Source organism: Streptomyces daliensis (genome assembly GCF_054782395.1).
In genome coordinates, this window is sequence record NZ_BAAGSO010000125.1 from 174,199 (window position 1) to 188,110 (window position 13,912).

The 13,912-nt window shown below is 72.6% G+C and carries 13 protein-coding genes; 6 read left to right on the forward strand and 7 right to left on the reverse strand.

Annotation, left to right across the window (positions count from 1 at the left end; all coding sequences use genetic code 11):
- Nucleotide 1: 1 nt before the first annotated feature.
- From ACYVOO_RS36640 to ACYVOO_RS36655, 4 genes are all read right to left on the reverse strand, one after another.
- Nucleotides 2–1,969 (reverse strand): molybdopterin oxidoreductase family protein, encoded by a 1,968-nt coding sequence (locus ACYVOO_RS36640; RefSeq protein ID WP_461020045.1) that lies wholly within the window; start codon nt 1,967–1,969, stop codon nt 2–4.
- A 10-nt stretch (nt 1,970–1,979) separates the two neighbouring features.
- A complete protein-coding gene (locus tag ACYVOO_RS36645; RefSeq protein WP_461020046.1) occupies nt 1,980–2,972 on the reverse strand; it encodes a 2-dehydropantoate 2-reductase in 993 nt (330 codons plus the stop codon).
- 194 nt (nt 2,973–3,166) lie between these two features.
- On the reverse strand, nt 3,167–3,310 hold the full coding sequence (locus tag ACYVOO_RS36650) for an MFS transporter small subunit (protein WP_461020047.1): 144 nt from the start codon (nt 3,308–3,310) through the stop codon (nt 3,167–3,169).
- Entirely contained in the window at nt 3,307–4,710 is a 1,404-nt protein-coding gene (locus ACYVOO_RS36655; RefSeq protein WP_461020048.1) for an L-lactate MFS transporter, read from the reverse strand. The genes ACYVOO_RS36650 and ACYVOO_RS36655 overlap by 4 nt, the downstream gene beginning before the upstream one ends.
- 238 nt (nt 4,711–4,948) lie before the next feature.
- On the opposite strand from ACYVOO_RS36655, the gene ACYVOO_RS36660 reads away from it, so the two are divergent.
- Nucleotides 4,949–5,464: a phosphatase domain-containing protein gene (locus ACYVOO_RS36660; RefSeq protein ID WP_461020049.1), complete on the forward strand. Its 516-nt coding sequence runs from the start codon at nt 4,949–4,951 to the stop codon at nt 5,462–5,464.
- 316 nt (nt 5,465–5,780) lie between these two features.
- Here the strand turns inward: ACYVOO_RS36660 and ACYVOO_RS36665 are convergent, their stop codons facing one another.
- Entirely contained in the window at nt 5,781–6,581 is an 801-nt protein-coding gene (locus ACYVOO_RS36665; RefSeq protein WP_461020050.1) for an IclR family transcriptional regulator, read from the reverse strand.
- A gap of 80 nt (nt 6,582–6,661) precedes the next feature.
- Here ACYVOO_RS36665 and asnB point away from each other — a divergent pair, with 80 nt between their 5' ends.
- The gene (gene asnB / locus ACYVOO_RS36670; protein ID WP_461020051.1) at nt 6,662–8,251 is read left to right on the forward strand and encodes an asparagine synthase (glutamine-hydrolyzing); all 1,590 of its coding nucleotides are present in this window, start codon (nt 6,662–6,664) and stop codon (nt 8,249–8,251) included.
- Nucleotides 8,252–8,363: 112 nt separating this feature from the next.
- Entirely contained in the window at nt 8,364–9,041 is a 678-nt protein-coding gene (locus ACYVOO_RS36675) for a GntR family transcriptional regulator (RefSeq protein ID WP_461020052.1), read from the forward strand.
- A 37-nt stretch (nt 9,042–9,078) separates the two neighbouring features.
- Here ACYVOO_RS36675 and ACYVOO_RS36680 read toward each other — a convergent pair whose 3' ends face one another.
- Complete coding sequence (locus ACYVOO_RS36680) at nt 9,079–9,474, reverse strand: hypothetical protein (protein WP_461020053.1); 396 nt, start codon at nt 9,472–9,474, stop codon at nt 9,079–9,081.
- Nucleotides 9,475–9,675: 201 nt separating this feature from the next.
- On the opposite strand from ACYVOO_RS36680, the gene ACYVOO_RS36685 reads away from it, so the two are divergent.
- Complete coding sequence (locus ACYVOO_RS36685) at nt 9,676–10,665, forward strand: ArsR/SmtB family transcription factor (protein ID WP_461020077.1); 990 nt, start codon at nt 9,676–9,678, stop codon at nt 10,663–10,665.
- Between the two features lie 26 nt (nt 10,666–10,691).
- Here the strand turns inward: ACYVOO_RS36685 and ACYVOO_RS36690 are convergent, their stop codons facing one another.
- A complete protein-coding gene (locus tag ACYVOO_RS36690; protein ID WP_461020054.1) occupies nt 10,692–11,531 on the reverse strand; it encodes a helix-turn-helix transcriptional regulator in 840 nt (279 codons plus the stop codon).
- 103 nt (nt 11,532–11,634) lie between these two features.
- Between ACYVOO_RS36690 and ACYVOO_RS36695 the strand changes: the two genes are divergently transcribed.
- Both ACYVOO_RS36695 and ACYVOO_RS36700 read left to right on the forward strand, forming a co-directional pair.
- Complete coding sequence (locus ACYVOO_RS36695; RefSeq protein WP_461020055.1) at nt 11,635–12,348, forward strand: SDR family NAD(P)-dependent oxidoreductase; 714 nt, start codon at nt 11,635–11,637, stop codon at nt 12,346–12,348.
- 186 nt (nt 12,349–12,534) lie between these two features.
- The gene (locus ACYVOO_RS36700) at nt 12,535–13,716 is read left to right on the forward strand and encodes an ROK family transcriptional regulator (RefSeq protein WP_461020056.1); all 1,182 of its coding nucleotides are present in this window, start codon (nt 12,535–12,537) and stop codon (nt 13,714–13,716) included.
- Nucleotides 13,717–13,912: the final 196 nt, after the last annotated feature.

Consider the following 13,912-nt stretch of genomic DNA (forward strand, 5'->3'; position numbering starts at 1 on the left):
CTCAGCTCCTCACGGCCGGGACGGGCAGCTTCTCGATCCGGATCGCCGACGCCTTGAACTCGGCCGTGCCCGCGATGGGACAGTTGGCCTCGATCGTCAGCGCGTTGGTGTCGACCTCGTCCGGAAAGTGCATGGTCATGAACGCCAGCCCCGGGCGCAGCCCCGGGTCGATCCACACGGGCGCGACCACCTCGCCCCGCCGCGAGGCCACCCGCACCTTTTCCTCCGGGGCGACGTCAAAGCGCGCCGCGTCCTCCGGGCTCAGCTCGACGTACTCGCCGCGCCGCAGCGGGGAGGCGAAACTCCCGCTCTGCACACCGGTGTTGTACGAGTCCAGCCTGCGCCCCGTCGTCAGCCGCAGTGGGAACTCCTCGTCGGTCAGGTCGACCGGCGGGTCGTGGTGGACGATCCCGAACGCGGCGAGCGGGCCGTGCCGCGCCGGTTCCCGCTCCCACAGCCGCCCGTGCAGGAAGCTGGGCTCGATCCGCTCGGTGCTGGGGCAGGGCCACTGGATGCCCTGGTGCTCGGCGAGCCGCTCGTACGTCATCCCGAAGTGGTCGGGCGAGACGGAGCGCAGCTCGTCCCAGACGGCCTCCGCGTCGGTGAACTTCCAGTCGTGGCCCAGCAGTCCGGCCAGCTCGCAGATGATGTCGATGTCCTCGCGGGCCTCGCCGGGCGGGCTGACCGCCTTGCGTACGCGCTGGACGCGGCGCTCGCTGTTCGTCGTCGTGCCGTCCGTCTCGCACCAGGCGGCGGTGGCGGGCAGTACGACGTCGGCCAGCTCGGCGGTCTTCGTCAGGAAGATGTCCTGCACCACCAGGTGGTCCAGGCGCCGCAGCCGCTCCACCGCCTGCTCGCTGTCGGCCTCGGACTGCGCCGGGTTCTCGCCGATGCAGTAGACGGCGCGCAGCTCCCGCGACTCCATGGCCTCGAACATGTCGGTGAGGTTGAGCCCGTAGCGGGGCTGGATGGTGGTGTCCCAGAACGTCTCGAACTTCTCGCGTGTGGCCGGGTCGAGGATGTCCTGGAAGCCGGGGAAGCGGTTGGGGATGGCGCCCATGTCGCCGCCGCCCTGCACGTTGTTCTGCCCCCGCAGCGGCTGGAGGCCCGAACCGTGGCGGCCCACGTGCCCGGTGAGCAGGGCGAGGTTGATGAGGGCGCGGACGTTGTCGGTGCCGTTGTGGTGCTCGGTGATGCCCAGGGTCCAGCACAACTGGGCCCGCTCGGCGGTGGCGTAGGCGTGCGCCAGATCGCGGATGGCCTCCGCCGGAACCCCGGTCACCTGCTCGGCGGCGCTGAGCGTCCAGGGCTCGACCTCGGCGGCGTACGCGTCGAAGCCGGTGGTCGCGCGCTCGATGAACGCGCGGTTGGCAAGACCGGAGTGGATGATCTCGCGTCCCACGGCGTGCGCGAGGGGGATGTCGGTGCCGACGTTCGGGCCGAGCCAGCTCTCGGCCCACTCGGCGGTCGAGGTGCGGCGCGGGTCCACCGCGTACATGCGGGCGCCGTTGCGGATGCCGCGCAGCACGTGCTGGAAGAAGATCGGGTGCGCGAAGCGGGCGTTGGAACCCCACATGACGATGAGGTCCGTCGTCTCCACCTCCTGGTAGGAGGAGGTGCCGCCGCCCGAGCCCAGCGCTGCGGTGAGCCCCGCGACGCTGGGTGCGTGACAGGTGCGGTTGCAGGAGTCCACGTTGTTGGTGCCCATGACGACGCGGGTGAACTTCTGCGCGACGTAGTTCATCTCGTTCGTGGCCCGCGCGCACGAGAACATCCCGAAGGCGTCCGGCCCGTACGTGTCCCGTACGGCGCGGAAGCCGTCGGCCGCGCGCGTCAGCGCCTCCTCCCAGCTCGCGCGGCGGAACTCGCCGTCCTTGGTGTCGCGTACGAGGGGTGTGGTGAGCCGGGTGTACTGCCGGGGGCCCCTGGGGTCCCTGGAGGCCCCGGGGGTGCGGTCGCGTTTCCTCATGGTGCGCTCCTCACGCTGCGCTCCGGAGGGTCCGGGCGAGCAGGTCGGTGACGGCGTGGATCGCGCAGAGCTTCGGCACCCGGGTGCCGGTCAGCGCGGCGAGTTCGACCACGGCGGCGAGCAGCACGTCCAGCTCCAGCGGCTTGCCCCGCTCCAGGTCCTGGAGGGTGGAGGTCTTGTGCTCGCCGACCCGCTCGGCCCCCGCCAGCCGCCGCTCGACGGAGACGTCCGGGCGGCAGCCCACTGCCTCGGCGACCGCGAGCGTCTCGCGCATCATCGTGGTCACCAGTGCCCTGGTGTCGTCGTGGCGGCAGATCTGGGCCATCGTCGCGCGGGACAGCGCGCTGAGCGGGTTGAAGGCGATGTTGCCGAGCAGCTTGATCCAGATGTCGTTGCGCACGTCGGGCTCGACGGGGCACTTGAGCCCTCCGGCCCGCATGGCCTCGCTGAACTCCTGGCAGCGCTTTGAGCCGTCGGCGCCGGGGCCCGAGGGATCCGGTTCGCCGATGGAGAAGCGGGTGCCCTCCAAGTGGCGTACGACGCCGGGCCCTTGCAGTTCGGTGGCCGCGTAGACGACGCAGCCGATGGCCCGGTGCGGCGGCAGGACGGCGCTGACCGCGCCGTCCGGGTCGACGCTCTCGATGCGGCGGCCCTCGTACGGGCCGCGCAGGCCGTGGAAGTACCACCAGGGGATGCCGTTCTGGGCCGCGACGACGGCCGTGTGCGCGTGGAGAAGGGGGTGTACGAGCGGCCCGCACGCCGCGTACGAGTTGGCTTTCAGGCCCAGGAACACATAGTCGACGGGGCCGATCGCGGCCGGGTCGTCGGTGGCGTGCACCCGTGCGGTGAAGTCTCCGCGCGGGCTGAGCACCTGGACACCGTGCTGCCTCATGGCCGCCAAGTGCGGTCCACGGGCGATGAGATGGACGTCGGCTCCCGCGCGGTGCAGCGCGGCCCCGACGTAAGCGCCGATCGCACCGGCGCCGACGACTGCGACTCTCACGTGTAGCTCTCCGTTCGGTTGAGGGGGACCGACCGAGGGTTGAGCTCAGGCGCCAAATAGGCGACAGAATACTGTATACAGATTCAGGGTGAGAGCGGGCAAGGGGCGTGCGGCGGGTTCCTGACGGCGCGGTGGCCGGGACCCTGGGGGTCCCGGCCACCGCGCCGCTGTTTCTCGTTCTCGGTTCTCGGTTCCTAGCCGGTGAACAACTGGGTCGCCTTGCGGATGAGTTCGTAGAGGCCGTAGGCGAGGGGGGCGCCCACCCAGAGCCAGGCGCCGACCGCCAGTGGTGTCCTGGACCTGGGCGCGCTGTCGCCGCCGCTGGTGTCGTCCGTCATCGGGATGCCTCCTTGGTGGCGCTGGGCGCGGGAGCCGGCGCTGGTGCCTCGTCGCGCACATGGTGTTTGGAGTGCACGGGCCGCACCAGCTCGTTGGCGACGAAGCCGACGATCAGCAGCCCGATCATGATGGCGAGCGAGAGCCCGTAGAGCCCCGGACCGCTGTGCCCCGTCTCCTCCTGCGCGTCCGCGACGCGGTTGACGATGAGCGGCCCGAGCACGCCCGCCGTCGACCAGGCGGTGAGCAGCCGCCCGTGGATCGCGCCGACCTCGTACGTGCCGAACAGGTCCTTCAGGTAGGCCGGGATCGTGGCGAACCCGCCGCCGTAGAAGGAGAGGATGACCAGCGCGCAGACGATGAACAGCGGCTTGGAGGAGTCGCCGAGCCGCTCGATGCCCAGGTACATCAGCGCGCCGACGCCGAGGTAGATCCGGTACATGTTCTTGCGCCCGATGAGGTCCGACGTGGAGGACCACAGGAGGCGGCCACCCATGTTGGCGAGCGAGAGCAGCGCGACGAAGCCCGCCGCCGCCGAGGCGGAGACGGGCGTGGAGGTGCCGGAGAAGAAGTCGGTGATCATCGGCGCGGCCTTCTCCAGGATGCCTATGCCGGCCGTCACGTTCATGCACAGCACGACCCACAGGCACCAGAACTGCGGCGTCCGCACGGCACTGCGCGCCGAGACCTGTGCCGTGGTCACCATCGCGCGGCTCTCGCGCTGTTCCTGCGGCTTCCGGTTCGGCGGCTGCCACCCCTCCGGCGGCACCCGCACGAGCAGGACGCCCAGCGACATGAACACGGCGTAGACGATCCCGTGCACGAGGAACGCGGTGGCTATGCCGCCGCTGTCGGAGCCGAAGCCCTCCAGCATCTGCGACGACCAGGGCGAGGCGATCAGCGCCCCGCCGCCGAAGCCCATGATGGCGATGCCGGTCGCCATGCCGGGGCGGTCGGGGAACCACTTGATGAGGGTGGAGACGGGCGATATGTAGCCGATGCCGAGTCCGATGCCGCCGACGAAGCCGTAGCCGAAGACCACCAGCCAGAACTGGTGGGTGGCCGCGCCGAGTGCGGCGAGGAGGAAACCGGAGGAGAAGCAGATGAGCGAGACGGTCATCGCCCAGCGCGGGCCGTTGCGTTCGACGAGGGTGCCGCCGAACGCGGCGGAGAGCCCGAGCATCACGATGCCGAGCTGGAAGGGCAGCGCACTGGCCGTGCCAGAGAGGTGGAGGGCCGACTCAAGAGCCGGCTTGAAGACACTCCACGCGTACGCCTGCCCGATGGAGAGATGCACGGAGAGCGCGGCGGGCGGTACCAGCCAGCGGCTCCAGCCTGCTGGGGCGACACTGCGAGAGCGGCTGAGCACGCCCTTGCTGAGGTTGGGGGGAGGCGACGTCATGGTTCGCAAGGCTAAGGAGATGAGGGCCGCCATGGCTAGTGGTTCAGAGCTGAACAATGAGGTGGGGAGGGGTGCGGACGGGTGACGAGGGGGGAGAAAAGGGGAGATGAGGGGGTCGGGGAGGCGGGGGCGGGGACCGCGCCGGGCGGCCCGGCGGGGGTGCGCATAGGCTGGCCCGTACGCGACGGCGCAGGTCCGGGCGCGTCCGGAGACGTCGGGAGATGCCGGGAGGTGTGGAGTGGCGAGTGAGAAGGGTTCGCGTACCCGGGGCGGGGAGGCGAGGGCGCTCGCGGTCTTCGATCTGGACGGCACCCTCTCGGACACCCGGCACCGGCTGCACTTCGTGGAGGGGCCGAAGCGCGACTGGAACGCCTTCTTCCGCGCCGCCCTCGACGATGCGCCGCTCCCCGCGGGCATCGCGCTCGCCCAGGAGTGGGCGCGCGAGTGCGACCTCGGCTATGTGACGGGCCGCCCCGAACGCTGCCGCCGCGACACCGTGCGCTGGCTCGCCGCGCAGGGTCTGCCGACGGGCGAGCTGTGGATGCGCGACAACGCCGACCGTCGCCCGGCCCGCGTCGCGAAGCCCGCGCTGCTGCGACGGCTCGCCGCCGAGCGTACGGTCGCCGTGGTCGTGGACGACGACGTGCGGGTCTGCGAGGCGTACCGCGCTGAGGGTTTCCACGTCGTCGAGGCGGACTGGATGGCGGACTCGCCGACGCTCGAAGCGGCGCAGGAGGAGTCGGGCCGCACCTGACGCCCCCCTGGCCCGCATCCGGGCATCCGTCGCCCGCGCCCTGCGCCCGGCATCTTGTCGCGAGTCTTGCACCTGGCCGTCCGGGGCGTCCCGCATTCCGTCGCCCGTGCCCTGCACTTGGCCGCCTGCGCCGCGTACCTGGCTGTCCGGCGTCCCGCATCCGGTCGCCCGGCCTTGCACTTGGCCGCCTGTACCCCGCACCTCGCCGCCCGGCGTCCCGCATCCCGCTGCCTGCGCCCGTCATCCCGCGCCCGGCGCCCCGCCACTCGCAGCGGCCCCACTCGTGACCGCAACCGTCACGCGTCGCCGCGCCCCGTCACGGCTGGGCCCCGTTCAGTGCGGCGGACAGGCCGCGGGCCGCCTCCGTGACCGCCTCGGTCACCCGGGGCAGCGCCTCGGCGGGCAGCCGGAAGACGGGGGCCGAGACGTTGACGGCCGCCGCCACGGCACCCCGGTGGTCGTGCACGGGCGCGGCGACGGCGACAAGGCCCGGCTCGTACTCCTCGGCGGCCACCACATGCCCCAGCGCCCGCTCCGCACGCAGCCGTTCCAGCACAGCGCCCACCGAGCGCGGGGCGTGTTCCGTACCGGGCAGCGGGCCCGTACCGTCCCCGTCGCCGCCCGGCCCGTCGGCGCCCCGTCCGTCGGCGCCGAGCAGTGCCGTCACCTCTGCCTCTGGCAGGCCCAGCAGCAGCGCGCGCCCGGCGGAGGTGCAGTTGAGCGGCGAGGCGCGGCCGATCCACTCGTGCGCCTGAAGGCCGCGCGCGGGCCGTTCGGTGAGCACCGTGACGGCGCTGCGCGCGGAGAGGACCGTCAGATAGGCGGGCTCGCCCAGGGCGTGGACGAGTCCGCGCAGCACGCCGGGTGCCTCGCGTGGCAGGCGGTCGCCGCTCGCCGAGGCGGCGAGCGCCAGCACCTCCCAGCCGATCCGGTACTCCAGCGTCCGCGCGTCGCGCTCCACGAAACCCGCCTCGGCCAGGACCTTCAACGTCCTGCTGACCTGCGACTTCTCCTTGCCCAGCGCCTCTGCGACGGACTGCACCCGCAGCGGCCCCGCACGCAGGGCGCGCAGCACGTCCAGCGCCCGGTGCACGCTGCTCAGACTCTCGTTCGCCATGGCGCACACCCTGCCCGGTGCGTGCGTATGCAGCAACTCGCGATGCTCGATCGGCATCACGCCTGCCTAGGGTCGGCACCATGTGTGGAATCGCCGCGATACATGTGACCGATGAGGCAGCTCACGGGACGCCCGACGAGGCCCTGGGCGAGCGCATGCTCGACCGGCTAGCGCACCGGGGCCCGGACGACAGCGGTACGCGCGTGTGCGGGACGCGCTCCTGGCTCGGGCACCGTCGGCTGTCGATCGTCGACCTCGACGGGGGCCGCCAGCCGCTGCCCGCGACCGCCCCGTCTCTGTCCCTGTCCTCGCCCCCGTACGACGGCTGGTCCCTCGTCTGCAACGGCGAGATCTACGGCCACTCCGAACTGCGCGCCGCCCTCGGCGAGGACCGCTTCACCTCCGCCTCTGACTCCGAGGCGGCCCTCGTCCTGCTCCGCGAGCGGGGCCCGGAGGAGCTGGACCGGCTGAGCGGGATGTGGGCGCTGTGCGCGGCGGCGCCCGACGGGCGGTTCGTCGCGGCACGCGACCGGGTCGGGATCAAGCCGCTGTACTGGGCCCGTACGCCGGGCGCCGTCCACTTCGCCTCCGAACTGCGCGCATTCGACCCCGACGTGCGCCACGCGGCCGAGGCGTTCCCGCCCGGCTGCTCCTGGACGCCGGGGGAGGGGCTGCGCCGGTTCGCCGGTCCGGTGCCGCCGCGCGGGAGCCGGACGTCGGCGGCGGACCGTGCGGACTGGGCGGGCCTGCCGGAGCGGGCCGTGGAGAAGGCCACGCGCGAGGTCGTCGCCGACTCCGTGCGGCGCCATCTGATGGCGGACGTGGAGGTCGGCGTCTTCCTCTCCGGCGGGCTCGACTCCGGCCTCGTCGCCGCCGTCGCGGCCGAGACGTATGCGCGCGAGGGGCGGCGGCTGAAGACCTTCGCCGTGGGCACCCCCGGCTCGGCCGATCTGCTGGCCGCGCGGGAGGCCGCCGCCTTCCTGGGCACCGAGCACCACGAGGCGGTGCTCGACCCGGCGGAGGCGGTCGCCGCGCTGGAGACCGTGATCGCGTGCGTCGAGTCCTTCGACGCCGGCCTGATCCGCAGCGCCGTGCCCAACTGGTTCCTGGCGCGCCTCGCCGCGCGCCACGTCAAGGCCGTGCTGACGGGAGAGGGCGCCGACGAGCTGTTCGCCGGGTACGGCTACTACCACGAGGCGCACCCGGAGCCCGCGGCCCTGGAGCGCGAACTGCGCCGCACGGTGGGCGCGTTGCACGGCCTCAACCTCCAGCGCTGCGACCGCGTCACCATGGCGCACGGCCTGGAGGCACGGGTGCCGTTCCTCGACACGGAGGTGATCGGGCACGCCATGTCCCTGCCGGCCGAGGCCAAGTCCCTGGAGCCGGACGGCATGGAGAAGGGGCACCTGCGGCGCGCGTTCGCCGGGTGGCTGCCGGAGAAGCTGCTGTGGCGGCGCAAGGAGGAGTTCGGCACCGGGAGCGGCGCGCGGGACGTGCTGGGCGCGGGCTGGGAGGAGCGGATCAGCGACGCGGAGTTCGCCGCTGCGCGCGACGCGGAGGGCGCGCCCGAACTGCGCGGCAAGGAGGAGCTGGCGTACTACCGTGCCTTCTGCCGCGCGCTTCCCGGCGTACGTCCGCAGGCCGTCCTCACCCGCTTCGCGACGGGGTGAGCGCTGCGCCGCCCGGCTGTGAAGCGGGTCACGGAGGCGTGAAGGGCGCTTCTCAGTGCACTCCGTAGACTGTAGACAATAGCCACGCTGTCGAGTCGTCAGGGAGTCGTCCATGCTGTCAGCGGGACTGCCGCAAGGCGCCGTGCCCAAGCTGGAGCGTCCTGGGCCGCTGCGCGAGCGGGTCTACGACGCGTTGTTGGAGCTGATCACCACCCGCGCGCTGAAGCCGGGCCAGCACCTCGTGGAGAGCGAACTCGCCCAGCACCTCGGGGTGTCACGGCAGCCCGTGCGGGAGGCGTTGCAGCGCCTCAACACCGACGGCTGGGTCGATCTGCGCCCGGCGCAGGGCGCGTTCGTGCACGAGCCCACAGAGGAGGAGGCCGACCAGCTGCTGACCGTACGCACCCTGCTGGAGGCCGAGGCCGCGCGCCTGGCGGCGGCCAACGCGGACAAGGCGGGCATCACCGCGCTGGAAGAGCTGTGCGTACGGGGCGAGGCGGCGGTGGCCGAGGACGATGTGGAGGCGGTCGTCGAGGCCAACGCCGCGTTCCACGCGAAGGTCATGGACCTCGCGCGGAACGCGGTGCTGTCCGAGCTGGCCGCGCAGGTGGACCGCCGGGTGCGGTGGTACTACACGCCGATAGCGCGGCAGCGCGGCCTCCAGTCCTGGATCGAGCACCGCGAGCTGATCGCCGCCATCGCGGCCCGCGACGAGCAGGAGGCGACGCGGGTCATGCGCACCCACACGGAGCACACCAGGCAGTCGTACCACGAGCGGGACCGCTCCTAGGCGGTGCTCCTAGCTGCGTGCCGTGCCGTGCCGTGGCTCAGCTCGGCACGCAGGCCTTCTCGCCGTGGATCACCTGGCTTCCGTTCACTTCCAGGATCGGGAAGACGCACCCCGCGGCCAGGTATGTGTGGGAGACGCGCGTGGGTGTGCCTCCTCCTGCCTCAACGTAGTAGTGGGGCGAGAACATGTTGGCACCGCCGCCCGTGGTGTTCTGCCAGCCGAGCCGCACCTCCACGGGCGAGCCCGCGTGCTTCCAGTAACCGACTCCGATGACGCCGTTCGTGCCGACCGAGCCGTTGATGTCGATGCACAGCGTTCCGTTGCCGATGTTCGTGCATTCCTGTACGTAAGCCTGCGCCGACTGATCGTCGGCCCGAGCGCTCATCGCGGGCATCGTCGCGATGAGGACGGACGCTCCCAGCGTGGCAAGCACGCGACCCCGTGACCGTAAAGGCATCGGAACTCCCTGTCGTTGTCGTGGTGATGGGGCGCCCTGCCTTGGGCGCCCCGGTCAAGACGGTCGGATCGTAGGCCGCTGGCACTTGCCGAAGCCCGGCATTCGATCAGAATCAAAACCTCACGACACGCACCACACGCACCACGCACATGTGGGGGTCCCTTGATACGCGTGCACATGCCGGCCGAGCGGCTCGCCCGTCTGCGCTGGGCGGTGTCCCCGGTGGGCGAACTCGCCGCCGCGCTGGTCGCGGCCTCCGAGGCGCCTCCCGGGGACCCGTCGGTGGCGCGGGTCCGCGCGCTGCTGGGCTCCGGGAGGCTGCCGACACTCGCGGCCGTCGCGCACGGCTTCACGGTGTATCTGCCGGAGCTGCTGACGCCACCGGCACGCGGCTTCCTCCCCGGCGTCGAAGAGCAGTTGCACGCCGTCGCGACGGCGCGGACCAGCCAGGTCGGGACGCAGTTCACGGCCTTCCTGGCAGGGGGGACCGCGCGTCGCCGACGCTGCCCGTGGCTGAAGGGCACGGACCTCGACGGCGCCGACGACCAGGTGCGCGCCCGCATCGAGACGAGCGAGTCGGGGCTGCGGGAACGCCTGGCCGGAGAACTCCATCTGCTGTGGTCGGAGCTGCTGGCCGGGCACTGGGCCGGGTTCGTCGCCGGGTACGAGGAGTTCGTCGAGCGGCAGGCTCGTACGACGGCGCGCCACGGACTCGGGGACAGCCTCGCGGCGCTGCACTCGTCGATGGCGTGGCGTGGCGGGGCGCTGGAGATCGCGTCCCCGCACGTGGGGGAGGTCGGCGGTGCGTCTCCCCTCACGCTGATCCCGTCACAGTTCCTGCGCCGCATCGCCCTGCACTCTCCGCTGCTGCGGCAGGGCGGGCAGCTCGTCGTTCCGGTGTCCGCTCCACGGGACGCGCGGCGGGTTCATGTAGCGCCGGTGCTCGGCGTGACCCGTCTGGCGATCCTGGAGAGCCTCACGCGGCCACGGACCACCACGGAGCTCGCCGCCCGCCACCACCTCACGCCGGGCACGGTGTCCTTCCACCTCGCCCGCCTGCTGGCCGCCGACCTGGTACGACGTGCGCGCACCGGGCGCCTCGTCCACTACACCGCCACGGCGCGGGCGCGCACCCTCCTGCGCGAGGCGGGTGACTGGGGCGACTGAAACCGCGGCCCCCGGTGGGCGCCCGGCTACCCCGCGAGCGTCTGTGTACCGAGCACCGTCAGCAGCGCGAGGCGTGAGGCATCCTCGGTACCGGGCTCGGCGGTGTAGACCATGATGCGCAGATCGCTGCCCGTCACGGTGAGCACGTCGCAGTCCAGCGTCACCGCGCCCACCCGCGGATGGTCGACGGTCTTGCGCGTGGCCTCGTGGTGGCCGACGGCGCCGGAGTCCCACAGCTCGGCGAACCGTTCGCTGTGCGCCCGCAGATCCGCGATCAGGCGGCGCAGCCGCTGGTCGGCCGGATAGCGGGCTGCGGCGGTGCGCAGGTCCGCGACCAGCTTGGCCTCGAACGCGCGCCGGTCCTCCGGGGTGTGCCGGACCCGGGAGCCCTGGCCGACGAAATTGCGCCACACGCCGTTGCGCTCGTTGCCGCGCTGCCCCGACGTGTCGCCCATCAGGGCCACGTAGGGCGGGTTGGCCACGAGCAGCGTCCAGGCGGCGTCGTAGACCGCGACGGGTGTGCCCGTCAGCCGGTCCAGCAGCCGCTGCACGCCCGGCGTGAGGTGCGCGGGGACGGTCTCCGGGCCCGGCGGCGCCAGTCCGGCCAACTGGAAGAGGTGCGCGCGCTCCGTACCCGTCAGCCGCAGTGCCCTGGCCAGCGCCTCGACGATCTGCGTCGACGGGTGGGAGGCGCGGCCCTGTTCGAGCCGGGTGACGTAGTCGACGGAGATCCCGGCCAGCAGCGCCAGCTCCTCGCGGCGCAGCCCGGCAGCCCGCCGCTGTCCGCCCGCGGGCAGCCCCGCGGCCTCGGGCGGTATCCGGTCGCGCCAGCGGCGCACGGCCCGCCCGAACTCCGCTCTCGCCATGCCCCTCAGTGTGCACCGCGCGCCGTCGGCCTGCCTGGTACCGGTGGTCCCAGGAAGCGGGGACGACTGGCAGGCCGTCCGGCGTGGGCGGAACGTGGGGGGCATGACCACCACACTGATCACCGGAGCGAACAAGGGCCTCGGCTTCGAGACGGCGCGCAGGCTCGTCGCCGAGGGGCACACCGTCTACGTCGGCAGCCGGGACGCCGGGCGCGGACGCCGGGCCGCCGGGAAGCTGGGCGCGCGGGCCCGGCCCCTCCTCCTCGACGTGACGGACGACGCGTCCGTCGCGGAGGCCGCGCGGGCCGTCGAGGCCGACGGCGGACTCGATGTGCTGATCAACAACGCCGGGGTCGAGGGACGGGCCCCGGACGGCGGGGTCGTCGGCCCGGCCGATGTGACGGCGGACGCGATGCGCGCGCTGTTCGAGACGAACGTGTTCGGCCTGGTGCGCGTCATCCACGCGTTCCTGCCGCTGCTGCGCTGCTCCGCCGCGCCGGTCGTGGTCAACGTGAGCAGCGGGCTGGCCTCGCTGGCCCGGGTCTCCGCGCCGGGCACGCCGACGCACGCCTACCCGGGCGTCGCGTACCCGGCGTCGAAGACGGCCGTCAACATGATCACCGTGCAGTACGCGAAGGCGTTCCCCGCCATGCGGATCAACGCGGTGGAGCCCGGCTACACGGCGACGGACCTGAACGGACACACCGGCACCCAGACCGTCGCCGAGGGCGCCGAGATCATCGTCCGCATGGCACTGGTGGCCCCCGAAGGGCCGACGGGCGCCTACGTTGACGCGGAGGGGCCGCTGCCCTGGTAGCCCCGTCACCCTTCCGCTTCGCGCCCCTTCGGGCACAGCTTTGTCCTCAACCGGGAAAAAGTCGTGAGGTTTTCTGCGTAACTTCTTCCCCGTGGCGGTGACCGCTGCTACGTTCCCCGTTAATCCCGGCTGGCGTCCCGCCGGGGCCGATGCCGAGAGACGGCGGGAGGGGTAGCGGTGAGGCGGATGACAGCTCGGCCCGCGAACGCGCACCAGGCGCGTCTGCTCCGCCTGCTGCGTGACGGCGGCCCGAACTCCCGCGCCGAACTGGGGGACCAGGTCGATCTCTCCCGCTCCAAGCTCGCCGTCGAGATCGACCGGCTGCTGGAGACCGGGCTCGTGGTCGCCGACGGCCTCGCCGCCTCGCGCGGCGGGCGCCGCTCCCACAACGTGCGGCTCGCGCCCCAGCTCCGCTTCCTCGGCATCGACATCGGTGCCACCTCCGTCGACGTGGCGGTGACCAACCCCGAACTGGAGGTGCTGGGGCACCTCACCGAACCCATGGACGTGCGCGAGGGGCCCGTCGCGGTCTTCGATCAGGCGCTCGCCATGGTCGCCAAGCTGCGCGACTCCGGCGTCGCCGAGGGCTTCGACGGCGCGGGCATCGGCGTCCCAGGCCCGGTCCGCTTCCCCGAGGGCGTCCCCGTGGCGCCCCCGATCATGCCCGGCTGGGACGGCTTCCCCGTGCGGGAGGCGCTCAGCCAGGAGCTGGGCTGCCCCGTCATGGTCGACAACGACGTGAACCTCATGGCGATGGGCGAGATGCAGGCGGGGGTGGCGCGCCCCGTGCGCGACTTCTTCTGCGTCAAGATCGGCACCGGCATCGGCTGCGGTGTGGTCGTCGGCGGCGAGGTCCACCGTGGTACGACGGGCAGCGCGGGCGACATCGGGCACATCCAGGTCGTGCCCGACGGGCGCCAGTGCGCGTGCGGCAACCGAGGCTGTCTGGAGGCGTACTTCGGCGGCGCCGCGCTCGCCAGGGACGCCAAGTCGGCGGCGGAGGAGGGGCGTTCGCGGGAACTGGCCGCACAGCTGGAGAGCGCGGGCCGTCTCACAGCGGCCGACGTGGCAGCCGCGGCGGCGGCGGGCGACGGCGCGTCGCTGGACCTCATCCGCGAGGGCGGTGCCCGCGTGGGGCAGGTCATCGCCGGACTCGTCAGCTTCTTCAACCCCGGCCTGGTGGTGATCGGCGGCGGGGTGACGGGCCTCGGCCACACCCTCCTCGCCAGCATCCGCACCCAGGTCTACCGCCAGTCGCTGCCCCTCGCGACCGGCAACCTCCCCATCGTGCTGGGCGAGTTGGGGCAGGCCGCCGGTGTGACCGGCGCGGCCCGGCTCATCAGCGACCACCTGTTCTCTCCGGCCTGACGCACCCTCACGGGCGCGCGGGGCCCCGACGGCACGAGCGCGACACACACGCACGGCACGCACGGCATGTACGTACGGCACGCACGGTAGACACGGCACGACGCACGGCACGAGCGCATGACGGCTCGCCCGTACGACGGCTCGACCGCATGACGGCACGATCACGCACCGCCGGGCACGGCCCGTAGCACAGCGC